Origin of the sequence: Nocardiopsis sp. NRRL B-16309 (genome assembly GCF_001279585.1) — a bacterium.
GTDB lineage: Bacteria > Actinomycetota > Actinomycetes > Streptosporangiales > Streptosporangiaceae > Nocardiopsis.
On the sequence record NZ_LGEC01000067.1, the window covers coordinates 51,750 to 73,905 of the forward strand.

General features: G+C 70.9%; 24 protein-coding genes. 17 read left to right on the forward strand and 7 right to left on the reverse strand.

All coding sequences use genetic code 11. The features are described 5' to 3' along the window. The first annotated feature begins 357 nt into the window (after positions 1–357). The 8 genes from ADL05_RS11975 (at position 358) to ccsB (ending at position 9,015) form a co-directional block, all read left to right on the forward strand. A complete protein-coding gene (locus ADL05_RS11975) occupies positions 358–1,887 on the forward strand; it encodes a hypothetical protein (RefSeq protein WP_053616992.1) in 1,530 nt (509 codons plus the stop codon). Positions 1,888–2,033: 146 nt separating this feature from the next. Beyond that, positions 2,034–3,194 (forward strand): acetoin utilization protein AcuC, encoded by a 1,161-nt coding sequence (locus ADL05_RS11980; protein WP_053616993.1) that lies wholly within the window; start codon positions 2,034–2,036, stop codon positions 3,192–3,194. 149 nt (positions 3,195–3,343) lie between these two features. Continuing rightward, positions 3,344–4,141 carry a phosphatase gene (locus ADL05_RS11985; protein ID WP_053616994.1) on the forward strand — a complete coding sequence of 266 codons (798 nt, stop codon included), beginning with the start codon at positions 3,344–3,346 and terminating at the stop codon, positions 4,139–4,141. 252 nt (positions 4,142–4,393) lie between these two features. Next, positions 4,394–4,597: a helix-turn-helix domain-containing protein gene (locus tag ADL05_RS11990; RefSeq protein ID WP_053616995.1), complete on the forward strand. Its 204-nt coding sequence runs from the start codon at positions 4,394–4,396 to the stop codon at positions 4,595–4,597. 256 nt (positions 4,598–4,853) lie between these two features. Then, positions 4,854–5,609: a TlpA disulfide reductase family protein gene (locus ADL05_RS11995; protein WP_053616996.1), complete on the forward strand. Its 756-nt coding sequence runs from the start codon at positions 4,854–4,856 to the stop codon at positions 5,607–5,609. After that, positions 5,609–6,415: a cytochrome c biogenesis CcdA family protein gene (locus tag ADL05_RS12000; protein ID WP_053616997.1), complete on the forward strand. Its 807-nt coding sequence runs from the start codon at positions 5,609–5,611 to the stop codon at positions 6,413–6,415. Before ADL05_RS11995 ends, ADL05_RS12000 begins: the two co-directional genes overlap by 1 nt. Further along, positions 6,415–8,004: a cytochrome c biogenesis protein ResB gene (locus tag ADL05_RS12005; protein WP_053616998.1), complete on the forward strand. Its 1,590-nt coding sequence runs from the start codon at positions 6,415–6,417 to the stop codon at positions 8,002–8,004. The genes ADL05_RS12000 and ADL05_RS12005 overlap by 1 nt, the downstream gene beginning before the upstream one ends. Positions 8,005–8,007: 3 nt before the next feature. Further along, entirely contained in the window at positions 8,008–9,015 is a 1,008-nt protein-coding gene (gene ccsB / locus ADL05_RS12010; RefSeq protein ID WP_053616999.1) for a c-type cytochrome biogenesis protein CcsB, read from the forward strand. 76 nt (positions 9,016–9,091) lie between these two features. Here ccsB and ADL05_RS12015 read toward each other — a convergent pair whose 3' ends face one another. Continuing rightward, positions 9,092–10,066 carry a LacI family DNA-binding transcriptional regulator gene (locus ADL05_RS12015; protein WP_053617000.1) on the reverse strand — a complete coding sequence of 325 codons (975 nt, stop codon included), beginning with the start codon at positions 10,064–10,066 and terminating at the stop codon, positions 9,092–9,094. A gap of 258 nt (positions 10,067–10,324) precedes the next feature. On the opposite strand from ADL05_RS12015, the gene ADL05_RS12020 reads away from it, so the two are divergent. Beyond that, on the forward strand, positions 10,325–11,653 hold the full coding sequence (locus tag ADL05_RS12020; protein ID WP_053617001.1) for a polysaccharide lyase family 1 protein: 1,329 nt from the start codon (positions 10,325–10,327) through the stop codon (positions 11,651–11,653). A gap of 97 nt (positions 11,654–11,750) precedes the next feature. On the opposite strand, the gene ADL05_RS12025 is transcribed toward ADL05_RS12020, so the two are convergent. Both ADL05_RS12025 and ADL05_RS29650 read right to left on the reverse strand, forming a co-directional pair. Next, on the reverse strand, positions 11,751–12,107 hold the full coding sequence (locus ADL05_RS12025) for a PLD nuclease N-terminal domain-containing protein (protein WP_053617002.1): 357 nt from the start codon (positions 12,105–12,107) through the stop codon (positions 11,751–11,753). A gap of 78 nt (positions 12,108–12,185) precedes the next feature. Then, positions 12,186–12,386: a BldC family transcriptional regulator gene (locus ADL05_RS29650; protein WP_082376318.1), complete on the reverse strand. Its 201-nt coding sequence runs from the start codon at positions 12,384–12,386 to the stop codon at positions 12,186–12,188. A 378-nt stretch (positions 12,387–12,764) separates the two neighbouring features. On the opposite strand from ADL05_RS29650, the gene ADL05_RS12030 reads away from it, so the two are divergent. After that, positions 12,765–13,106, forward strand: coding sequence for a DUF4229 domain-containing protein (locus tag ADL05_RS12030; RefSeq protein ID WP_053617003.1), 342 nt, complete (start codon positions 12,765–12,767; stop codon positions 13,104–13,106). On the opposite strand, the gene ADL05_RS12035 is transcribed toward ADL05_RS12030, so the two are convergent. Then, positions 13,072–14,403: an MFS transporter gene (locus ADL05_RS12035; RefSeq protein ID WP_053617004.1), complete on the reverse strand. Its 1,332-nt coding sequence runs from the start codon at positions 14,401–14,403 to the stop codon at positions 13,072–13,074. The two genes, ADL05_RS12030 and ADL05_RS12035, sit on opposite strands and share 35 nt — an antisense overlap. Then, positions 14,400–15,041 (reverse strand): helix-turn-helix domain-containing protein, encoded by a 642-nt coding sequence (locus ADL05_RS12040; RefSeq protein WP_053617005.1) that lies wholly within the window; start codon positions 15,039–15,041, stop codon positions 14,400–14,402. The genes ADL05_RS12035 and ADL05_RS12040 overlap by 4 nt, the downstream gene beginning before the upstream one ends. Positions 15,042–15,191: 150 nt before the next feature. Here ADL05_RS12040 and ADL05_RS12045 point away from each other — a divergent pair, with 150 nt between their 5' ends. Both ADL05_RS12045 and ADL05_RS12050 read left to right on the forward strand, forming a co-directional pair. Further along, positions 15,192–15,449, forward strand: coding sequence for a hypothetical protein (locus ADL05_RS12045; RefSeq protein ID WP_053617006.1), 258 nt, complete (start codon positions 15,192–15,194; stop codon positions 15,447–15,449). Next, the gene (locus ADL05_RS12050) at positions 15,449–15,904 is read left to right on the forward strand and encodes a hypothetical protein (RefSeq protein WP_053617007.1); all 456 of its coding nucleotides are present in this window, start codon (positions 15,449–15,451) and stop codon (positions 15,902–15,904) included. The genes ADL05_RS12045 and ADL05_RS12050 overlap by 1 nt, the downstream gene beginning before the upstream one ends. A 49-nt stretch (positions 15,905–15,953) precedes the next feature. On the opposite strand, the gene ADL05_RS12055 is transcribed toward ADL05_RS12050, so the two are convergent. Together ADL05_RS12055 and ADL05_RS12060 are read right to left on the reverse strand one after the other, a co-directional pair. Then, on the reverse strand, positions 15,954–17,219 hold the full coding sequence (locus ADL05_RS12055) for a hypothetical protein (protein ID WP_053617008.1): 1,266 nt from the start codon (positions 17,217–17,219) through the stop codon (positions 15,954–15,956). Between the two features lie 173 nt (positions 17,220–17,392). Next, positions 17,393–17,689, reverse strand: coding sequence for a hypothetical protein (locus ADL05_RS12060; RefSeq protein ID WP_053617009.1), 297 nt, complete (start codon positions 17,687–17,689; stop codon positions 17,393–17,395). A gap of 186 nt (positions 17,690–17,875) precedes the next feature. Between ADL05_RS12060 and ADL05_RS12065 the strand changes: the two genes are divergently transcribed. The 5 genes from ADL05_RS12065 to ADL05_RS12085 all read left to right on the forward strand — a co-directional run bounded on the left by ADL05_RS12065 (position 17,876) and on the right by ADL05_RS12085 (position 22,149). After that, complete coding sequence (locus ADL05_RS12065; protein WP_053617010.1) at positions 17,876–18,586, forward strand: demethylmenaquinone methyltransferase; 711 nt, start codon at positions 17,876–17,878, stop codon at positions 18,584–18,586. A 419-nt stretch (positions 18,587–19,005) separates the two neighbouring features. Beyond that, entirely contained in the window at positions 19,006–20,310 is a 1,305-nt protein-coding gene (locus ADL05_RS12070) for a geranylgeranyl reductase family protein (RefSeq protein WP_053617011.1), read from the forward strand. A 124-nt stretch (positions 20,311–20,434) separates the two neighbouring features. Then, positions 20,435–20,794 carry an NADH-quinone oxidoreductase subunit A gene (locus tag ADL05_RS12075; protein WP_053617012.1) on the forward strand — a complete coding sequence of 120 codons (360 nt, stop codon included), beginning with the start codon at positions 20,435–20,437 and terminating at the stop codon, positions 20,792–20,794. Between the two features lie 73 nt (positions 20,795–20,867). After that, positions 20,868–21,413, forward strand: coding sequence for an NADH-quinone oxidoreductase subunit B family protein (locus tag ADL05_RS12080; RefSeq protein WP_053617013.1), 546 nt, complete (start codon positions 20,868–20,870; stop codon positions 21,411–21,413). 1 nt (position 21,414) lies between these two features. Continuing rightward, complete coding sequence (locus ADL05_RS12085) at positions 21,415–22,149, forward strand: NADH-quinone oxidoreductase subunit C (RefSeq protein WP_053617014.1); 735 nt, start codon at positions 21,415–21,417, stop codon at positions 22,147–22,149. Positions 22,150–22,156: the final 7 nt, after the last annotated feature.

The window sequence follows — 22,156 nt, forward strand, 5'->3', positions numbered from 1 at the left end:
CAGTCGGGCGGTTTCCCGGGCCAGCCGCAGGACGGTACCCCGGCGGGTGGTGTTCCGGGTCAGTTCCAGGGTGGACCGCAGTCGGGCGGTTTCCCGGGCCAGCCGCAGGGCGGTACCCCGGCGGGTGGTGTTCCGGGTCAGTTCCAGGGCGGGCCGCCGTCGGGCGGTTTCCCGGGCCAGCCGCAGGGCGGTACCCCGGTGGGTGGTGTTCCGGGCCAGTTCCAGGGCGGGCCGCCCCAGGGGCCGCCCCCCGGCGGGATGCCCCCGGGTACACCTCCCGGCGGAATGCCTCCGGGCGGAATGCCTCCGGGCGGAATGCCTCCCGGCCCGCCCCCCGGCGGGATGCCTCCGGGCGGGATGCCGCCCGGGCAGTTCGGCGCGCCGCCGCCCCCGCCCCGCCCGCCGCGCATGGGCATCCTCACGTCCCCGTCCGCGATCCGCGCCGCCGCCCTGAACGCCTCCGGCCTGGGCGCGGGCTACTTCTACCTGCGCCAGTGGCCCTTCTTCGCGGGCGCCGTCATCATCACGGTCGGCCTGCTCGTCACGGCGGCCGTCATCGGCGCGGCCGACAACCTCCTGCTCTGGCTGCCGATCTTCCTCGTGTGGTTCGCGGCGGCGGCCGCGCACGGCCTCTTCGCCGGCCGCGCCCGCGACGAGCGGGCCGTGGCCCGCGGTGAACAGCTCCCGAAGAACCCCATGCCGTTCCTGGCCGCTGGCGGGCTCGCCCTCGCCGTCGCCGCCTCCCTGCTCAGCGTGTGGCAGGTCGGCGAGTGGCAGCTGCGCGTGGCCGACGCCGCGCACGCGCGCGGGGACTGCGACAGCGCCGTCACCACCTACGAGCGCGTGGGCGGCGGCTTCCAGCTCTCCCTCTCCCCCTCCCTGATGCAGCGGTCGCGGGACGGGATCGCGGCGTGCGAGCTCCTGGAGACCGCGCAGGCCGACGTCGACGGCGAGGAGTACGAGCAGGCGCTGGACTCCTACGCCACCTACTTCGACCACCACGCCGCGCGGTGGGAGGACACCGACGGCGAGGTCGCCGACATCCACCTGTCCTTCGCCGAGGGCCTCACGCAGTCCGCGGTCGAGGGCTACACGGGTGTGGTCAACGACGAGTACCGCGAGAACCTCCAGCGCGCCCACGAGATCTACACCGTGATCCCGCGGGACTACGACGGCACCGCCGCCGCGGGCGAGGTCCCCGGCGCCCTGGTCGACCTCTACGACGCCGGCACCAGCGACTACGGCGACGAGCTGTGGTGCACCGCCCACGAGCAGATCGCCCTCTTCCAGGGCCTCGAATGGGACGCGGCCCCCGAGGTCACCGAGCGCATCGAGGCGGAGTACCCCGAGTCCGCGCGCCAGTGCGGCTGGGCGGAGGTCGACGGCGGTGACGCCACCACGGCCGAGACCATGACCGACTTCCTCACCGCGGAGTACCCCGACTACGAGGCCGACGACGTCGAGGACCTGGTCCGCCACGTCGGCGCCGCCCACATCGAGGAGGAGATGGACACCCTCACCGCCCTCGGCGAGAACGACTGGGGCGACGAGCGCACCGGCGACAGCGGCAACGACAAGGCGGTCATCGAGGTCGTCAACAACTCCCCGTACGAGATGCGGTTCCTCTACGTCGGCCCGGACGGCGTCCACGGCGAGGTCACCACGGACGCGTGCGAGGACTGCGAGGAGTACAGCTCGCCGCCCACCGGCAACTCCTGCTTCGACGACGGGGACAGGATGACGGTCGAGCTGGACCCGGGCGAGTACCGGCTCCTGCTCACCTCCGCCGGCTCCGGCCTGTTCCGGTCCAGGCCCCTGCACGGGACGGTCGACATGAACGCCGGGTACAAGCAGGAGTCCTGCTTCTACGTGATGTCGAACGACTGACGCCACCGGCCCGGTGCGGGGCCACCCGCACCGGGCCGACCCCGGGTTTCGGCCAGCGGGCCCGTCTTGCGTACTGTGTGCTTCTGAGCACGCACACCTGGAACGGGGGTCACCACATGGGAGGGCGCACGTCCTGCTCGCTTCGGGTGGCATGGGACGACGGACTGACCGCCTACGACTTCGGGCCCCAGCATCCGATGGCGCCGATCCGCGTCGAGCTCACCATGGCCCTCAGCCGTGACCTCGGCGTCCTGGACGCGCCGGGAGTCGAGTTGCTCGACGTCGAACCCGCCTCGGACGAGCTGCTCTCGCTCGTGCACGACCCCTCCTACATCGAGGCGGTCAAGCGGGCGGGCAAGACCCTCGAACCCGACGACGCCCACATGCTCGGCACCGCCGACAACCCGGTCTTCCCCGACATGCACGACGCCGCCGCCCTGATCTCGGGGGCGTCCGTGGCCGCGGCGAAGGCGGTGTGGACGGGCGAGGCCTCACACGCCGCGAACATCGCCGGCGGCCTGCACCACGCCATGCGCGGCAACGCGTGGGGCTTCTGCGTCTACAACGACCCCGCCCTGGCCATCGCCTGGCTCCTGGAACAGGGGGCCAAGCGGATCGCCTACGTCGACGTCGACGTCCACCACGGGGACGGCGTCCAGCGCGCCTTCTACGACGACCCGCGCGTGCTCACCATCAGCCTCCACGAGTCCCCGGCGACCCTCTTCCCCGGGACCGGGCAGGCCTCCGAGACCGGTGGTCCCGGCGCCGAGGGCTACGCGGTCAACGTCGCCCTGCCCGCCGGCACCGGCGACACCGGCTGGCACCGGGCCTTCGACGCCGTCGTGCCGTCGCTGCTGCACGAGTTCCAGCCCGAGATCCTCGTGACCCAGCAGGGCTGTGACACCCACGCCCTCGACCCCCTGGCCAACCTCACGCTCAGCATCGACGGCCAGCGCCGTGCCTACGCCGAACTGCACCGGCTGGCGCAGAAGACCGCGGGCGGCCGGTGGCTGCTCTTCGGCGGCGGCGGATACGGGCTCGTGCACGTCGTGCCGCGCGCCTGGACCCACCTGCTCGCCGAGGCCGCGGGCGCGCCCATCGACCCCGACTCCGAGACCCCGCAGAGCTGGCGGGACTTCGTGCGCCGGCGCACCGGCGAGACGGCCCCGCTGTACATGACCGACGGACGCGAGGTCTCCTTCTCCCCCTTCGAGGAGGGCTACGACCCCGGCGACCCCGTCGACCGGGCGATCAACGCGACGCGGACCGCCGTCTTCCCCAGCCATGGGATCGATCCCAGCCTCTGACCTCCTCCATCGGTGAATTCACCGGGATTGCGCGTGGCGCGCGTCCAGCGGGTAGGAAGAGGTTGAATACCGGGCGAACAGGAGCAGGCGTCGTGGTGGACGCACGGCGTGGCGCACGCTCGCTGCGCAGACGAGGAAGGGGAACGCCGGTGACGCCGCCGACACGCGCTGAGCTCATCACCTATCTGGTTCGCACGGGGATCGCGGGGCACGTCGACACCCCGCGCCAGAACAACCTGCGGCACTACCGGCGCCTGGTCCAGAAGGACCCCTACCACCAGTTCGGCCTCACCTTCGCCCACGACTGGACCTTCTCCGAGGTCCTCGCGCTGATGAACAAGCGCTGCGGCGTGGTCGGCGACGAGGAGTACGTGTGGGGGATCGACACCATCGACCCCGACCTCACCGTGGACGCCCTGGAGGCCTTCGCCGACCGCCTGGCCCTGGCCGCCGAGCGCCGCGAACGCGTCATGTTCGCCACCGGACACCCCACCAAGCTCCGGGAGACCTACCGGGCGTGGAAGGACGCGCTGGCCGCGCGCGGCTGCGAGGTCGTCACCGCGGCGGGCGGCTACTCCTACGAGGTGACCACCGAGCGCCCGCCCAACCGGCGGATCGTGGTGTGGAAGGACGATGTCGCCATCGTCACGGACGGGCACCTGTCCCGCCACAGCCACCACCCCTTCGCGATGCGGGCCATCCTCGCCGACCTCGCCGAGCGGGGGCGGGCGTGGCCGCAGTTGGTCATCGCCGACCACGGTTTCGCGGGTGCGGCGGGGGAGGCGGGAGTGCCCACGATGGGCTTCGCCGACTCCAACGACCCGGCTCTCTTCCTCGCCGAACACGAAGGAAAATTGCTGGTCACCGTGCCTTTGGACGACGGATATCTGACCGAGGACTATGTGCCGCTACGCCAGTACGTCATGGCGCGCGCGGGTCTCATGTGAGCAGGGCCGACCATTTATACCCACCTTTAAACCTCATCCGCCCCGTCGGCACCGTATATCCCCGAAGACAGTACAAACAGGCTTTCGCTCCAGGGAACTCGGCCCTACTCTGAAAACGGACGTGTCAGTAGTGACAGCATGACACGCCGGCGTGGCGTAGGGACGGGCAAGACCGGGGTCGCTCTTCTTTCGGCTCCACGCTGGGCTGACCGGTAGACAATGCTCACGTCCGGGAAATGAGGGCGTCGGAAGATGAACGCGAGTAAGCCGCCTCTCGAAGAGGTCAGGTTCCTGACCGTGGCCGAGGTCGCCACGATCATGCGTGTGTCCAAGATGACCGTTTACCGAATGGTGCACTCGGGAGTTCTCCCCGCGATTCGCGTGGGGCGTTCCTACCGGGTTCCCGAACGAGCCGTGCACGACTACCTCCGCGAAGCCTTCGTCGAGGCTGGTTGATCAGGGCTGGGCCGACCGGGGCCGGGCGACACGCCGGGCCCCCGGTCTGCTGACGTCAGAGGCGTTCCACCTCGCCTGACGCCGCCTCGCTCGCGCCTGCCATGGTCGGAGCGACGGGGCGGCCGAAGGGTCTCCAGGGCATCTACTACACTTTGTCGTTGTTGTGGTCCGCCCTGTTCACGCCCTGTTTCGCGAGGTCCCCTCGATGCCCAGTACCAGTGCCGGCCCGCGGCTCCGATCGGCACGCCCGACGGCGATGGGCCGCGTGTGGTGCGCCCTTGCCCTCGCGGCCGTGCTCGCGCTGTCCGGCTGCGCCGGCGGCAACGAGATCCAGAACAGCGGCGCCGACGACCGGTTCATCTCCGGTGACGGCAGCTCCACCGTCTTCGAGGGCGCCGACCGGGTCGAGGCGCCCGAGGTCTCCGGCACCACCCTGGACGGCGACGAGGTCGCGCTGAGCGACTACCTGGGCGAGATCGTCGTGCTCAACGTCTGGGCGAGCTGGTGCGGCCCCTGCCGGGCCGAGCAGCCGGTCCTGGACGAGGTCCACGCCGAGTACGCCGACCTGGGCGTGGACTTCCTGGGCGTGAACATCAAGGACGACGAGACGGCCGCCCAGGCCTACGCCGAGCACCAGGAGATCCCCTACCCGAGCCTGTACGACCAGCCCGGCGAGGTCCCGCAGGCCTTCCGCGACACCGTGCCGCCCCGCTCCATCCCCAGCACGCTGATCATCGATCCCGAGGGACGGATCGCCGCGCGTGTGATCGGCCCCACGACCTACGGCCAGCTCACGGAGCTGCTGAACCCGGTGGTGGTCGAGTTCGACCTCGGCGACCCCGAGGAGCGGCCGCGGGTGGCCGAACAGGAGGCCGCGGAGAACGAGGACGGGGCCGACTCGGAGGCGTCGGAGGGGGCCGGGGAGCCCGGGGCGTCCGAGGAACCCGCCGAGGGCGCCGACGGCGACGGTGACGGCACCGACGACGGCGACGGGAACGGGGACTCCGACTGATGGACCCCATCGGCACGACCGTCCTGTCCGGCTCCCTGCTGCTCGCCCTGCCCCTGGCCCTGGCCGCGGGGCTCGTCTCCTTCCTCTCCCCGTGCGTCCTGCCGCTGGTGCCCGGCTACCTCTCCTACGTGACCGGGATGAGCGGCGCCGACATGCGCGCACGCGCGGCGGCGGGCGGCGGCACCGCCACGGCGACCGCCGTCGACGTCGACACCGAACTGGCCGCGCGCCGCTGGACCATGGTCGCCGGCAGCGCCCTGTTCATCGCCGGCTTCACCCTGGTCTTCGTCGCGGTCGGCGGCTTCATCGGCTGGCTCGGCGACCTCCTCATCGACTACACCGAGCCCGTCACCCGGATCCTCGGGCTCCTCACCATCGTGCTGGGCCTGGCCTTCATTGGCGTCCTGCCGGGCTTCGCCCGCGAGTTCCGCATCCACCGGCTGCCCCGCGCCGGACTCGCCGGAGCACCGCTCCTCGGCGTCCTGTTCGGGCTCGGGTGGACCCCCTGCATCGGTCCGACGCTCGCCGCCGTCCAGACCCTGGCCTTCGTCGAGGGCGGCGCCGGCCGCGGCATGCTGCTCTCGCTCGCGTACTGTGTCGGGCTGGGCCTGCCCTTCGTGCTCGCCTCACTGCTCTACCGGCGCGCGCTCGGCGCCTTCTCCTGGCTCAGGAACCACACCCGCGCGGTGACGGTGGTCGGCGGCGCCATGCTCGTCCTCGTCGGACTGGCCATGGTCACCGGCCTGTGGACGCAGCTGACCATCGCCATGCAGGGATGGGCCGCCGACTACCAGACGGTGATCTGATGACGACCGCACAGACCGGAACCGCCACGGACGACAACGCGGCCGAGCCGTCCGCGCCGCCCAGGGGACTGGGAGTCGTCGGCTGGGCGCGCTGGGCGTGGCGGATCCTGACCTCCATGCGCACGGCGCTGATCCTGCTGTTCCTGCTCGCGGTGGGCGCGATCCCCGGGTCGATCCTGCCCCAGAACGTGGTGAGCGTCGACGAGGTCACCACCTACTACCAGGAGCACCCGGAGCTGGCCCCCTGGCTGGACCGGTTCTTCCTCTTCGACGTGTTCTCCTCGCCCTGGTACGCGGCGATCTACCTGCTGCTCTTCGTCTCGCTGGCGGGCTGCGTCCTGCCGCGCGCGCTGGCCCACGCCCGCGCCGTGCGCGCGCGTCCGGTGCGCACGCCGCGCCACCTGGGCCGGATGCCCTACGCGGCGCGCTTCAGCACCGACGCCGAGCCCGAGGCCGTCCTGGAGCGGGCGCGCGGCGTCCTCAAGGGCTACCGGATCGAGCGCTACGGCGACTCCCTGTCCAGCGAGACCGGCTACCTGCGCGAGGCCGGCAACGTCCTGTTCCACCTCGCGCTGCTGGGCCTGCTGCTGGCCCTGGCCGCCGGGGCGTTCTTCGGCTACCGCGGCAACATGCTGGTGGTGGAGGGCGACGGGTTCGCCAACACGCTCCCGTCCTACGACGCCATCTACCCCGGCCACTGGACCGACACCGACCGGCTGGAGCCCTTCACGTTCCACCTGGACGACTTCGAGGCGTCGTTCATCGAGGACGGCGACCTGCGCGGCCAGGCGTCCTCCTACGTCGCCGACCTGACGTACACGGAGTCCCCGGAGGCGGAGGAGGAGCGGCACCGGCTGGAGGTCAACCACCCGCTGACCGTGGACGGCGTCCAGGTCTACCTGCTGGGCCACGGGTACGCCCCGGAGTTCGTCGTCCGCGACGCCGAGGGCGACGTCGTCTTCGACCAGGCCGTCCCCTTCCTGTACCGCGAGACGGCGACCTTCACCTCCGACGGCGTGGTCAAGGTGCCCGACACGGGGGGAGAGCAGCTCGGCTTCGTCGGGGTGTTCCTGCCCACCGCGGAGGAGAACCAGGCGGGTGAGCTGGTCTCGACCTACCCGGGCGCGGAGAACCCCGCCGTGACGCTGCAGGGCTACCAGGGCGACCTCGGGATGATCGACCCGCAGTCGGTCTACCAGCTGAACACCGAGGGCATGGAGGAGCTCGGGGAGTCGCCCGCGCTGGAGGTCGGCGACACCTGGGAGCTGCCCGACGGGGCCGGATCGATCACCTTCTCCGGCGTCAAGGAGTACGTCAGCCTCCAGAGCAACCGGGACGGCGCGCGGCTCCCGGCGCTGACCGCGGCGACGCTCGCGGTCGCCGGGCTGCTCATCACCCTCTTCGTGCGCCCCCGGCGCGTGTGGGTGCGCGCGACCCGCGGTGCGGACGGCCGCACCGGCGTGGAGGTGGCCGGGCTCGGCAAGACGGAGGCGGCCGGCGACAACGCCGAGTTCCACGAACTGACCACGCGACTGGCCGGGCGGCTTCGGGCCGACACCGGCGGCGCCACCCCTGACGAGAAGGAGTGACCGGTGACGTACACACTCGCCGCACCGGTGAACGAGGCGATGGCCTCGGCCAGTGACACGCTCATCATCGCGATGATCGTCGCCTACGCGGCCGCGCTGTTCCTCTTCGCGATCGAGGCCGCCTACGGGCGCCGCACCAGCCTGAAGGCGGGCCGGCTGATGCCGGTGGCCGTCGGCGGCCGTGAGGGCGGCGACACGGGGGCCGACGACGCGGGGATCGAGGTGAACGTCCGCAGTACCGAGGGCGAGGCCAAGGCGCCCCGGAGCATGATGGGCCGGATCGCGCTGGGCGTGACGGTCCTGGGCTTCGCGCTGAGCGTGGCGCAGATCGTCTCGCGGGGCCTGGCGGCCGGGCGCTGGCCGTGGGGCAACATGTTCGAGTTCATCGTGGCGCTGTGCCTGATCGCCGTCGGCGGCCTGCTGTTCGCCTCGTTCCGGTACCAGGCGCGCTTCCTCGGCGCCTTCGTGCTCGTTCCCGTCCTGGTCCTGCTGGGCATCGGCGTGCGGTGGCTGTACGTCGACCCGGGCCCGCTCATCCCCGCCCTGCACTCCTACTGGGTGCCGATCCACGTCACCGCGCTGATCATCGCGGGCGGGGCGTTCATGGTCTCCGGAGTCACGGGGATCACCTACCTCGTCTCCCACCGCGCCGAGGCCAGGCGGGCGCTGGGGGAGAAGGTCGCCGGCATCGCGGGCCGCCTGCCCAGCCCGGAACTGCTCGACCGCATCTCGCACCGGTTCATCCTGTTCGCGTTCCCGCTGTGGACCTTCGGCATCATCGCCGGCGCGATCTGGGCGGACGAGGCATGGGGCCGCTTCTGGGGCTGGGACCCCAAGGAGGTGTGGTCGTTCATCTCCTGGGTGGTCTACGCCGCCTACCTGCACGCCCGCGCGACCGGCGGGTGGCGGGGGCCCAAGGCCACGTGGATCAACGTTCTGGGCTTCGCCACCGTCATGTTCAACTTCTTCGCGGTGAACTACGTCTTCAGCGGCCTGCACAGCTACGCCTGACCGGGGCGGGGCCCGGCCCGGCTGAACCGGGACGGGCCCTGACCTGGGCCGCCCTGGGCCCGGGCCCAGGGGAGGCTCACCGCCGGGCGGTGGAGTCCCGCACGACCAGACGGGTGTCCAGGGACACCGTGCCGGGTGACTCCCCGGTGGTCACGGCCTGGAGCAGGAGGTCGATGGCGCCGCGCCCGGCCGCCGCGACGGGCATGTCCACGGTCGTCAGGGCCGGGCGGAAGTACCGGGCGGCGTGGGTGTTGTCGACGCCGACCACGCTGAGGTCGGCGGGGACCGTCAGCCCGAGCCGCTCCACCTGCTGGATGAGCCCCACCGCGACCATGTCGTTGTAGGCCAGCACCGCGCTCACACCGCTGGAGACCACCTCGTCGGCGGACGCGGCTCCACCCTCCTCCGTGGGCGGGTTGGGGCCGATCCGGTGCAGCCGCACCCCGTGCTCGCCGGCGCACGCCTCGGCGGCGCGCACCATCTCCTGACTGGTCCACGAGGCGCGCGGGCCGGTGAGCACGGCGACCTCCCGGTGGCCCAGCCCGGCCAGGTGCTCCACGGCCTGGCGGGCACCCGCGGCGACGTCCATGAGGACGCCCGGCAGGCCGCTGACCCGCCGGTTGACGAGGACGAACGGGACGTCGCGGCCGAGTTCGGCGATCAGCCTGTTGCTCAGACGGGGCGCGACGAGCAGGGCGCCGTCGACCTGCTTGGCCATGGACCGGACGAGTTCCTCCTCCACGCGCGCCTGCTCGTCGGTGTCGGCGACGAAGACGTGGTAGTCGCGGGCCCGCGCCTGGGACTGGGCCGCCTTGATCAGCGGGGGGAAGAACGGGTTGGCGATGTCGGCGACGATGAGCCCGAGGTTGCCGGTGCGCCGGGTGGACAGGGCGCGCGCGGCGCGGTTGGGGCGGTAGCCGAGTTCGTCGGCCGCTGCCAGCACGCGCGTGCGCGTCTGTGCGTTGACCAGGTGCGCCGCGGAGAAGGTCCGCGAGACGGTGGAGACATGGACGCCGCTGGCACGGGCGACGTCCCTGATGGTCACGGCCACCCGCGACCTCCGTTTCTACAGTCGAGTCTGGTGCTGATCCTACGGCCACAGCAATCGGTTGCTGAAAGTCAGCTGTGGTGACCCCCTGTCCGAATTGTCCTTTGACAGGGATGCTAGTGCAGTTTTCCGGGTCTTTCCATGACGATCATATGACGAAGGGGTTGACGGGGTGCCGGGTTTCGGGGCATCTTCGTGCAAACGTTTGCAGTACGGGTGCCATCCGGCCCGGACTGATCCCCCAACCGGAGTGATTCGATCATGCGAAGACTGGCCCTACCCCTGACCCTGACCATGGCCGTGGCGCTGACCGCGACCGCCGCCACCACCGCGCACGCGGCGCCCGCCGACCGCGACCACCACCCCCGCGACATCACCCGCCAGGTGCTCGCCGACGGCGACGGCTGGGGCTCGGCCGGCGACGGCACCACCGGCGGCTCCGCGGCGGCGGGTGAGGACGTGGTCCACGTGGCCACGTTGGAGGAACTGCGCGCCGCGGTCGGCCCGCGCGACGACGACCGGCCGCGGATCGTGGTCGTCGAGGGCCTGATCGACGGCAACACCGCCCCCGACGGGTCGGCGATCAGCTGCGCCGACTACGCCGTCGACGGCTACACCCAGGAGGACTACCTCGCCACGTACCACCCCGACGTGTGGGGCTGGGACGACCCCGAGGGCCCGCTGGAGGAGGCGCGGGCGGCTTCCCAGGACGTCCAGGCCGAGCAGATCCGGGTCGACGTCGGATCCAACACCACCCTGGTCGGCGCGGACGACGACTCCGAGCTGACCGGGATCAACCTGCGAGTCAACGACGCCGAGAACGTCATCCTGCGCAACCTGACCTTCTCCGACGCCTACGACTGCTTCCCCGGCTGGGACCCCAAGGACGGCAACACCGGCAACTGGAACTCCGAGTACGACAACATCGAGATCTCCGGGTCGACCAACGTGTGGGTGGACCACAACACGTTCGACGACGGTGAGAACCCGGGCAGCGAGCTGCCGGAGTACTTCGGCAGCAAGTACGAGATGCACGACGCCCTGCTGGACATCGTGCGGGAGTCGGACCTGGTGACCGTGTCCTACAACCACTTCGTGGAGCGGGACAAGGCGATGATCGTGGGCAACAGCGACGGCCGCACGACGGACCGCGGCCACCTGCGGATCACGTACCACCACAACCACTTCGACGGCCTCGGCCAGCGGGCGCCGCGCGTGCGCTTCGGCCAGGTCCACGTCTACAACAACCACTACACGCTGGCCGGAGACCTCTACCAGTACGCCCTCGGGGCGGGCAAGGAGTCCCAGCTGGTCGCGGAGAACAACGTCTTCGACCTGCACGACGGCATCGGCGCCGGTGAGATCGTCTACAACTGGGGCGGGACGGACCTGGTGGCGCGCGGCAACGCCGTCATGTACGAGGGCCGCGGCCGGATGAGCACGGTCGACCTGGTCGCCGAGCACAACGAGCTGTACCCGGACCGGGCCCTGGGCACCGAGCAGACCTGGACGCCGGAGTACGTCCAGCGCGTCCAGCCGGTCTGGGCCGTCCGCGGGCTGCCGCGCCGGGTGGGCGCCGGCCTCCTGTAGGACGCCGGGCGGGTCCGGGACCCGCCGCCCGGACGGAGAACGACGGTGGGGCCGTGCCCTCGCGGACACGGCCCCACCGTCGTGTTGTTCGTCGTGGTCAGTCGTCCGGGTCGATCCGCCGACGCAGACCGCGCAGGAACTCGGGGTCGTCGTCCGGGCCGAGAGGGTGCGGGCTGTCGGAGGGCTTGGCGAAGTCCGACGGGTCGAGGTCGTCCGCGGCGCTCGCGGCCTGAGCCGGGGAGGGCGCGTCTCCCGGGGCCACGACGTCCTGACGGGGCCGCCCGAGGAAGAGCCACAGGATCGAACCGACCGGCATGAAGAGCGCGATCACGACGAGCCACAGGATCTTCGGGAGGTTCCGAGCCTCCTGGGCAGGGGTGGTCAACGCGTCGAAGAACGCGTACACCCACAGAACGATCGTCACGAGCGTGATCAGGCCACCGAGCCACACCATGGTTCCAGCCTACTCTGATCTGTCCACTGCGCACGGCCGGGCGGGACGCCCCGGAGCGGCCGCGCACGGCAGGTGCCCTCAGGGGGTGCTTTCGCTCGGTTCTCCGAGCAGGAGGGCCCGGACCTCGGACTCCCGGAAGCGGCGGTGGCCACCGGGGGTTCTGATGCTGCTGATCCGCCCGGAGGCGGCCCAGCGTGTCACGGTCTTGGGATCAACCCGGAAGAGTGAGGCCACTTCCCCGGGGGTCAACAGGCGTTCGGTTGCTCGTTCCACCTTCACGTTCCCCCAATCATGCCCGCCTTGGAGTTTGGGGGCGGCGGGCGTTTGATCCCCTAGTGTGCACGAGTTGGTCCGTTTCCTCCCTAGTTTTCGGAGAAATTGCCGCGATGGGGGGAGGAGTACCGGATATGTGACCGGAACGTGATGTTCGGGCCCTCCTGTCGGGATTGGAAACATCCCATGACTTGGTGAATCGCGACTTACCGGACCTGGTGGGTGAGTGCCCGGGCACGGCCTTAACCTGGAGGTAGCCCCTCCGACGCGGCGTCCGCGAGGGATTCGCGACCGCCTGGAACACGCCGGGGCCGGGAGCCTCGTGCGTGGATGCGGCGTGGTGACCAATCTAGTCCAGGTAAACGTCTGTTGTGAGGCTTTTCGATGCGTAGTTGGCTGACGTACACGGCCGCCCGAGTCGGCTTGTTCGTGGGGGCACTGGGAGTGGTCTACCTGTTCGGTGCGCGGTCGTGGGTCGCGCTCGTGCTCGCCTGGCTCATCAGCGGGCTCGCCTCCTACGTCCTGCTGTCCAGGCTCCGGGACCAGATGTCGGCCACCGCCGTGCGGCGGATCGAGAACCGCAGGGCCCCGGGCGTGGCCGAGCGGCTGGAGGGCGGCGCCTCCCGTGAGGACCACCTCCAGGAGGCCCCGGACGAGGCCCCCGAGGAGGACGGACGCCCGGAGGCGGCCGTCAAGCGGGCGGAGCCGGAGCCCCGGGAGTCCTGACCGGCGAGGGCCCCGGCGGCGCCGCCATCGCGGCGGCGGCCGGACCGAGCACCGGCAGCGTCGTCGCCAGCAGGTAGAGCCCCGCGCAGGCGAACAGGACTGGCGAGGTGCCCGCCAGTCCCACGGCGAGGCCGATCAGGGGTGCGCCGACGGGCGCCCCGATCCGCGCGAGCGCTCCGACCACGGCAATCCCGCGCCCGGTCATGTCCGCGGGCAGCCGCTCGAAGAGGACCGCCGACAGGATCGGGTTGATGAGGCCTCCCGCCAGCCCGGAGGCGCACCACACCGCCAGGACCGCCCACAGCGGCACGTCCAGGGCCAGGACCAGGATGCGCGGCGGCCCGGAGACGAGGAACGCGGCGAAGAAGGTGAACCGCCGGGGCAACCGGTGACCGATCCATGCCGCCGTCACGGCCCCGAGCACCGACGCCCCGCCGAGAACGCCGGCGACCAGCCCGACGGTCTGCGCGCCCCCGCCGCCGTCCTCGGCCCACACGGGCAGCACGACGGTCATCACGGCCACGTCCACCAGGTTGGTGACCATGATCATCAGCACGAGCGCGCGCAGGCAGGCGTCGCCCCAGACGGCCCGCCACCCCGCGCACAGCTGGGCGACGTAACCGGTCGGCGCGATGGGGGCCGGGGTGTCGGAAGCGGGCGAGGCGTCGGTGTCGTGGGCGGTTCCGGGGGCGGTACTGAGGGAGCGCGGGACGAGCAGCGCCAGGACGACCGATGCCAGGACCATGAGCACGGCGTTGGCGTAGAGCGCGTTGAGGGCGCCGGCCGCGGCCACGACCGCGCCGGCGGCGATCGGACCCACGGTCTGGGAGAAGCGGTCCACGGTTCCGGTGAGCCCCGCGACGCGCTCGACCCTCGTGCGGGTGGCCGCCGCGACGAAGGGCGTCAGCGACACCTTCGCGGTCTCGGAGGGGCCGGTCGCCAGCCCGATGACCGTGACGAGCGCCAGCAGCAGCGGGAAGGCCAACAGGCCGGCGGCGTGCAGGAGGGGCACGCACAGCACCGCCGCGGCGGCGAGCACGTCCAGGCGGACGCTGACGACGCGGTGTCCGATCCGGTCCAGCAGGGGGCCGCTCAGGAGGCGGGCGAGGGTGTAGGCGCCCATCTCGCACAGCGTCACCAGGCCCATGTCGGCCGGGCTGCCAGTGGTGGTGAGGACGAACCACGGAACGGCGACCAGCGCCAGCCGGGTGCCCGTGTAGGCGCAGGCCTGGGCCAGGACGAGACCGGCCAGTGGGCGGCGGCTCGGGGCGGAGGGGTGCCGTCCGCGCCGGTTCACGCCGGGTCCCGCGGCGGTTCGTCGTCGGGATCCGGGCTGGCGAAGGCCGCGAAGTGCGTGGTGACCACCCGCCCGCCGGGAACGTCCTCCTCCACGTCGCGCGCGTAGCGGTCGAGGACCGCTCGGACCTCCTCGCGCAGCGCGGCGAGTTCGTCCAGCGTGAGCCGGGTCCGGCGCTCGGACATGACCTGGGCCTCGCGCCAGCCCTCGGGCTGCGCGCTCCATACCTGGACGGCGTCGCCCAGATCCTCGGCCCAGCGCGCGGCCAGGGCCATGCGGACGGCCGTGCTGAGTTCGGGTGCCTCGGTGTCCAACTCCTCCGGGAGCCGGAAGCCCCGGTGCGGGGCCCGCCACCAGCGCTCCCTGGATGAACCCAGTTCGGACGCCTCCTCGATGAACCCGTACGCCAAAAGTTGACGCAGGTGGTAGCTGGCCGAGGCGGAGGTGACGCCGAGCCGCTCGGAGACCGCCTTGCCGGTGGCGGGGCCGCGCTTCTGCAGCAGGCTCAGGATGCGCAGCCGCAGCGGGTGGGCCAGGCCGCGCAGGGAGCGGGCGTCGGGCACGGCGGCGTTCGCGAAGGGATCGGTCGTCCCGTCCGCCCGGGGGTCGGAGCCGGACGGGGGTGTGGAATCTGTCATGCCCGCCACGGTAGACGCCCAAGACTTGTTGGCCAACACCCCTTGGCCAACAAGTCTTGGGCGTTATCGGCCGCACAGGTGACGCTGTCTTGCCGACCTTAATTCTAGTTTTCTAGCCGCTTGCTCTGCAATGCGTCTAGTATTAGCATCATGGTGAACAAGCGACTCAGGGCGAGGGCTGTCCTCGCTTTGGCGCGCAGGCATGCGCGCAAGCAAGGACTGCGGATCGAGGAGATGCAGGGCCGAGGGAAGGGGTCGCACCGAACGTACGCCGTCGTCGACGCGGATGGGACGGAAGTCGGGTTCTTCGGTGTCACGGACCACCCGAGGGAGCTCAGCTGGACGGTGCTTCAAGGTGTGGAGGACAGCTTGGCGCATCTCTTCGGTACGAAGTGGATGGAGAAGTGATGCCCGACTACACAGTCACCGTCACGCGGGATGTGGACCTGTGGGCGGTGGTGATCGACGGCCTTCCGGAGAACGTCGCAGGCGTAGCGGACTATGTGCAGTTCGACGAGGTCCGACAGGAGGTTCCCGAGTTCATCGCGGACCTCACGAGATCCGATCCCGCCAACTTCACGATCACCTGGCGCTATGAGTTCGGCGGCAAGGACGTGACCGAGGACGTCCTGCACGTCATCGACGCCGAGGCGCGCTTCATGGAGGCCATGGCCGAACACGAGCGCAGCCGTGCCAAGGCGCTGGAGGCCATGCGCGAGGCGGGGCTCTCCCAGCGTTCGATGGGGGAGGTCGTGCACTTGTCCCACCAACGGGTCCAGCAGCTGCTGAGCGGGTCCGGCGGTTCGGGGCGCCGCGGACGCAAGCCGCGCAGGGCAGGGCGAGAGGGCGAGCCCGTCACCTGAGGTTGCGGACCCCCGTCGGCGGAGGCCGACGAGGGCGCGCGGCTCGGGCTCAGGTGGTGGGGAACATGCCCAGGCGGGCGTGGTAGGCGTCCGCGAGGCGCTCGGTGTCGCTGCCGACATAGAGCCCGTCGTCGGTCGCGTGCAGGGCCTCCACGCCGTGCCCGCGCGAGCGCCCCGGGTTCCACGGCAGCGCCCGGCCGGTGCGGGGGTCGACGGCGGCGATGCCCTCGCGTTCCACCGACCCGGGGCCGGCGTTGTGGGCGCCGTCCTCGTTGTCCATCCAGCGCTGGTGACCGCCGACGTAGACGGCGGAGCCGGTCACCTCGACCGAGTACAGCGAGTCCCCGCCGGTGTGGTTGCTCCAGGTGGGCCGGGCGCCGGGGCGGTCGGTGTTCTCGAACCGGGTGACCGTCTTGCACAGGCCCGGCTTGACCGTGGGGCCGCCCGCCGTCACCACGGCGAAGTAGGAGCCGTCGGGGGAGAAGTCCATCCGGCGCATGTAGGTCTGCATCCGGGAGTAGTCGCAGTCGGGCTCGAACGCGGACGTCGACCACGGGGTGACCGAGCCGTCGTCGGCGTCGAGCATGGCGATCTGGTGGCGGTCGTGGCCGTCGACGCGGGTGAAGGTCCCGTTGATCACGAGCCGGTCCCCGTCGGGGCTCAGCGCCAGGTCCTGCACGCGCAGCTGACCGCGCCGCTGCTCCTCGATCCCGGGGGCGAAGTCCGCCTCGACCTCGCCGCTGTCCGCGTCGAGCTTGGCGACGCCGTGCTGACCGATGCCGTTGATGCCGGAGAAGGAGCCGCCGACGTACAGGTCGCCGCCGTCGCCCGCGAGCCGGTAGGCGCTCCCGTCATCGAGGACGGCACCGAACCGGGGGTCGGTCCGGCCGTGCGCCAGCGAGAGCCGGGCCAGCCCGCGCGACGCGGAGCCGTTGACCGCGCTGAAGTGCCCGCCGATGACCACGGTGCCGTCGGGGCCCTCGGCCAGCGAGTTCACCTGTCCGCTCACGTCCGGGGCGAAGTGCCGCAGGATCTCACCGCTGCCGTGCTCGAAGGCGAAGAGGTTGCTCCGGGTGTGCGTGCGGCTCCGGTCGGCGTCGGCGACCCGGTGGAAGTCCCCGGCCACCACGACCGTGTCCCCGACGCGGAGGATGTCCTTGACCGCTCCGTCCAGCACGTGCGGGGTCCAGGACACCGCGCGCTCGCTCACCGTCGCTGAGGAGGCGGTCGCGGCCGGCGCGGCGGTCGTGATCCCGGCGGGCAGGAGCAGTAGCGCGCCCATCGTCAACGCGGTGAGTGTACGGGTGGGTTTCACGGAGGACTCTCCAGGCTCAGGCGGGGTCGGTCGAATCGGTGACCCACATTGTGTCAAAGAGTCGCGACCAAAACACATACAGTGACGAACTTGATGCGGGAGATGCCCGCCGAACGCACGAGGGGCGCCGGATCCTCGCGGATTCCGGCGCCCCCGGTGGTGGCGGGTGCCCGTCAGGGGATGTACAGGGTGTGGCCGAGTTCGCCGTAGTGGGTCTCGCCCGGACGTACGACGGCGAGCCATTCGCCGTCACAGTGCCATCCGGTGTGGACGACCGCGTTCTCGTCGGTGCGGTTGTCGACCTTGTAGGGGAAGAACCCCGAGATCCGGTAGCACCCGGCGGGATCCTGGTACGCGGTGTAGTTGATGGTGAGGACGCCGTCGGCCGCGTGGGCGGTCGTGGCCGTGGTCGCCGCCAGGAGCAGGGCGGCGGTGAGGGTGCCGAAGGTGGTCGTGACGCGTCGCTTCATTGGCTCTCCAAGCGGGGGGTGGTGCGATGCGAGTGCTGCGCGACCTTCGCCCTACTGGGGTACCACGGCCGCGCGGGCGCGGGAAGGGCTTTCCCGGCGGATTGGCCGACCCCGGCCACCTCCCGCCGGACTCCCGTCGCCGAACCCCGGGACGGCGGGCGGGGCGGCCCCCGTAAGGTGGTGACCATGACCCGCGCCAAGCTCGACAAGCAGCCTCAGGACGTCGCGGCGATGTTCGATGGCATCGCCGACAACTACGACCTCGTCAACGACGTCATCTCGCTCGGCCAGGACCGCGTCTGGCGCAGGGCCGTCGTCAGCGCGGTCGACGCCCACAGCGGCGAGCTGGTCCTGGACCTGGCGGCGGGGACCGGTACCTCCTCCGAGTCCTTCGTCACCAAGGGCGCGCGGGTGATCGCGTGCGACTTCTCGCTCGGCATGCTCCGGACCGGCGCCCAGCGGCGCGGCGGGGCCTCCAGGGGCGGGGTGACCTTCGTGGCGGGCGACGCCCTGCACCTGCCGTTCGCCGACGAGACCTTCGACGCCGTCACGATCTCCTTCGGGCTGCGCAACGTCAACGACATCGACCAGGCGCTGCGCGAGCTGCTGCGGGTGACCAAGGCCGGCGGACGCCTGGTGATCGCCGAGTTCAGCCACATCCCCGTGGCCTTCGTGGACAAGCTCTACTCGACCTACCTCATGGCCGCCCTGCCGAGGATCGCGGGCGCCTTCTCCGGACGCAGCGAGGCCTACGACTACCTGTCCGAGTCGATCATGGCCTGGCCCGACCAGCCCGCGCTGGCGCGCCACCTCCAGGACGCCGGCTGGTCCCGGGTGGCCTGGCGCAACCTGACGCTGGGCACGGTCGCGCTCCACCGGGGCTTCCGCCAGAAGTAAATCCCGGCAAAAGCCCCATATGACTTAATACTTGAGAAACACCCCAAAACCCCAAGGGACGACCTGTCCTTTGGGGTTTTCTGTTGTGCGTGTGGCGCGTGTGGCAGAACGTTGCCCGTGAGCTGGGCGTTTGTCGGGTCATGGGCGTGTAGCGGCGGACTTGGCGCTCTCTGCGTGCTTTCGGACGATTGTGCGGGACGCGGTGGGAATGGCACCCCGGGGGTCGCCACGCGGCTCCGGAGGGTCTAGACTGCGAAAAGTGGGCTTGTGAAGTGCTTCACAAGGCCACGAGGCGCATCACACACACCCCTGTGGGGTGCGTCGACAGCACACAACCGCCCCGAAGCACACCCCCGTGAGCGGGTCGACCCCGCACAGGCCCGCCACGGTGCACCGCGCGAGTAGTCGAGGACCACCCCGTGAGCGAGACAGCCACCTCCTCTCCCAGAGGCCGGGAAGGGATCGAGTACGACGCCGACGTCATCGTCGTCGGCGCCGGCCCTTCCGGATCCACGACCGCCTACTACCTGGCTCAGGCCGGGTTGGACGTCCTCCTGCTGGAGAAGACCTCCTTCCCGCGCGAGAAGGTCTGCGGCGACGGACTCACCCCACGGGCGGTGAAGCAGCTGACGGCCATGGGGATCACCTTCGAGGACGAGGGGTGGATCAAGAACCACGGCCTGCGCATCGTCGGCGCCGGAGCCCGTCTGGAGCTGCCCTGGCCCGACCTGGGGTCCTATCCCGGGTTCGGCCTCGTGCGCACCCGCTACGACTTCGACGAGATCCTGGTCGGCCGGGCCGTCTCCGCCGGCGCCAAGCTGCTGGAGCGCACCACCGTCACCGGCCCGCTGATGGACGAGCGCAGCAACCGCATCGTCGGCGTGCACGCCAAGAACGCCGACCGCGAGCCCGTGGCCTTCCGGGCGCCGCTGGTCGTGGCCGCCGACGGCAACTCCTCGCGCCTGTCCGTGGCGATGGGCATCCGCAAGCGCGACGACCGCCCCATGGGCGTGGCCGTGCGCACCTACTTCGAGAGCCCCCGCCACAAGGACGACTACCTGGAGTCCTGGCTGGAGCTGTGGGACCGCAGCGGCGACAAGGACGTCCTCCTGCCCGGCTACGGGTGGGTCTTCGGCGTCGGTGACGGCACCAGCAACGTCGGCCTCGGCATCCTCAACTCCACCCGCTCCTTCCAGGACGTGGACTACCGCAAGCTCCTGCGCCGCTGGACCGACAGCATGCCGCGGGAGTGGGGCTTCACCGAGGAGAACCAGAAGGGCGGCATCCGCGGCGCGGCGCTGCCCATGGGCTTCAACCGCGTCCCGCACTACTCCCGCGGCCTGCTGCTGGTCGGCGACGCGGGCGGCATGGTCAACCCCTTCAACGGCGAGGGCATCGCCTACGCCATGGAGGCCGGAAGCATCGCCGCCGACGTGATCGTGCAGGCGCACGGGCGTCCCACCCAGCAGACCCGCGAGCGCGCCCTGCTGCGCTACCCCGAGGTGCTCTCCGACACCTACGGCGGCTACTACACGCTGGGCCGCTACTTCGTGAAGGTCATCGGACAGCCCGAGTTCATGAAGTACGCGACGAAGTACGGCCTCCGTCAGCGCACCCTCATGAAGTTCGCGCTGAAGATGCTCGCCAACCTCACCGAGCCCACCCAGGGCGACGCCATGGACCGCGTGATCAACGGACTGACCAGGATCGCGCCCGCGGCCTAGACCCGGGCCGGGTACGCCCCTCGCGTCCCGCCGAACGACCGGAAGGAACCCCCACGCGGGGAAGCCCGTGAAAACGTTCACAAGCACGTCCGCACGTGCCGACCAGCCAGAAGGAGGGTGACCGTTGGAGCTCTACACCCCGATATTCGTTCTCGGCGGGATCGGTGCCGCGTTCGTCGTGGTGTCGATGGTGGCCGGGGCGGTCTTGGGCCCCAAGCGCTACAACCGCGCCAAGATGCAGGCCTACGAGTGCGGCATCGAGCCCACGCCCCAGCCCGCGGGCGGCGGCCGCTTCACCGTGAAGTACTACATGACGGCGATGATGTTCATCATCTTCGACATCGAGATCATCTTCCTCATCCCGTGGGCGGTGCACTTCGAGGCCCTCGGCTGGTTCGGCCTGATCGCGATCGTCCTCTTCCTGGTGAACGTCTCCATCGCCTACGCCTACGAATGGCGCCGCGGAGGCCTCGAATGGGACTGACACGAACGCCGGCGGCACACCCTTCACCTTCCAGCCACCCGTACCGCAACCGGCCCGAGGAGGTCAGCAGCTGATGGGACTCGAGGAGAAGCTCCCCAGCGGCATCGCGCTCACGACCGTCGAGCAGGTCGTGGGCCTGGCCCGCAAGAGCTCCATGTGGCCCGCGACGTTCGGTCTGGCCTGCTGCGCCATCGAGATGATGTCGGTCGGCGGCCCGCACTACGACCTCGCGCGGTTCGGCATGGAGAAGTTCGGCGCCACCCCGCGCCAGGCCGACCTGATGGTCGTCGCCGGGCGCGTCAGCCAGAAGATGGCGCCCGTCCTGCGGCAGATCTACGACCAGATGCCCGAGCCCAAGTGGGTCATCGCCATGGGCGTGTGCGCCTCCAGCGGCGGCATGTTCAACAACTACGCCATCGTCCAGGGCGTCGACCACATCGTCCCCGTCGACATGTACCTGCCGGGCTGCCCGCCCCGGCCGGAGATGCTCCTGGACGCGGTGCTCAAGCTCCACGACAAGGTGCAGAACACCAAGCTCGGCGCGCACCGGGAGCTGGAGATCGACGAGACCGAGGAGCGGATGCTCCGCCGTTCGCTGCCGCTGGTGAGCAAGGACTGACATGAGCAACGAGAACGAGCGCGACGAGGCCGCCGAGAACCTGCCCGACCGGCTCGGCCGCGAGCGGCTGGCCGCCCCGGTGAAGCGGACCGGCCTCTTCGGCGCCACCACCACCGGCGACACCTCCGGGTTCGGCCGGCTCCAGGTGCGGGGGAGCGCTCCCGCCGCGAGCAGCCGCCCCTTCACCGACCCCGACGACCCGCGCACGGCCGACTTCGACCGCGTGGCCGACGACCTGGAGGCGGCGCTGGGGGAGTCCGCCGGCGCGGTGGAGCGGATCGAGGTCGCCCACGGCGAACTCACCTTCCACGTGCGCCGCGAGGCGCTGCTGGAGCTGGTGCGCCTGCTGCGCGACGACCCGGCCCTGCGCTACGAGCTGTGCACCGGCGTGGCGGGGGTGCACTTCCCCGAGGACGCCGGCCGCGAGCTGCACGCGGTGTACCACTTCCGGTCCATCACCCACAACAGCGAGATCCGCGTCGCCACGACCTGCCCCGACGAGGACCCGCACGTCCCCTCGATCGTGTCGGTCTACCCGACCAACGACTGGCACGAGCGCGAGGCCTGGGACTTCTTCGGGATCGTCTTCGACGGCCACCCGGCGCTGACCCGCATCCAGATGCCGGACGACTGGCACGGCCACCCGCAGCGCAAGGACTACCCGCTCGGCGGCATCCCCGTCGAGTACCGGGGCGCCACCGTGCCCCCGCCGGACGAACGGAGGTCCTACAAGTGAGTCCCGG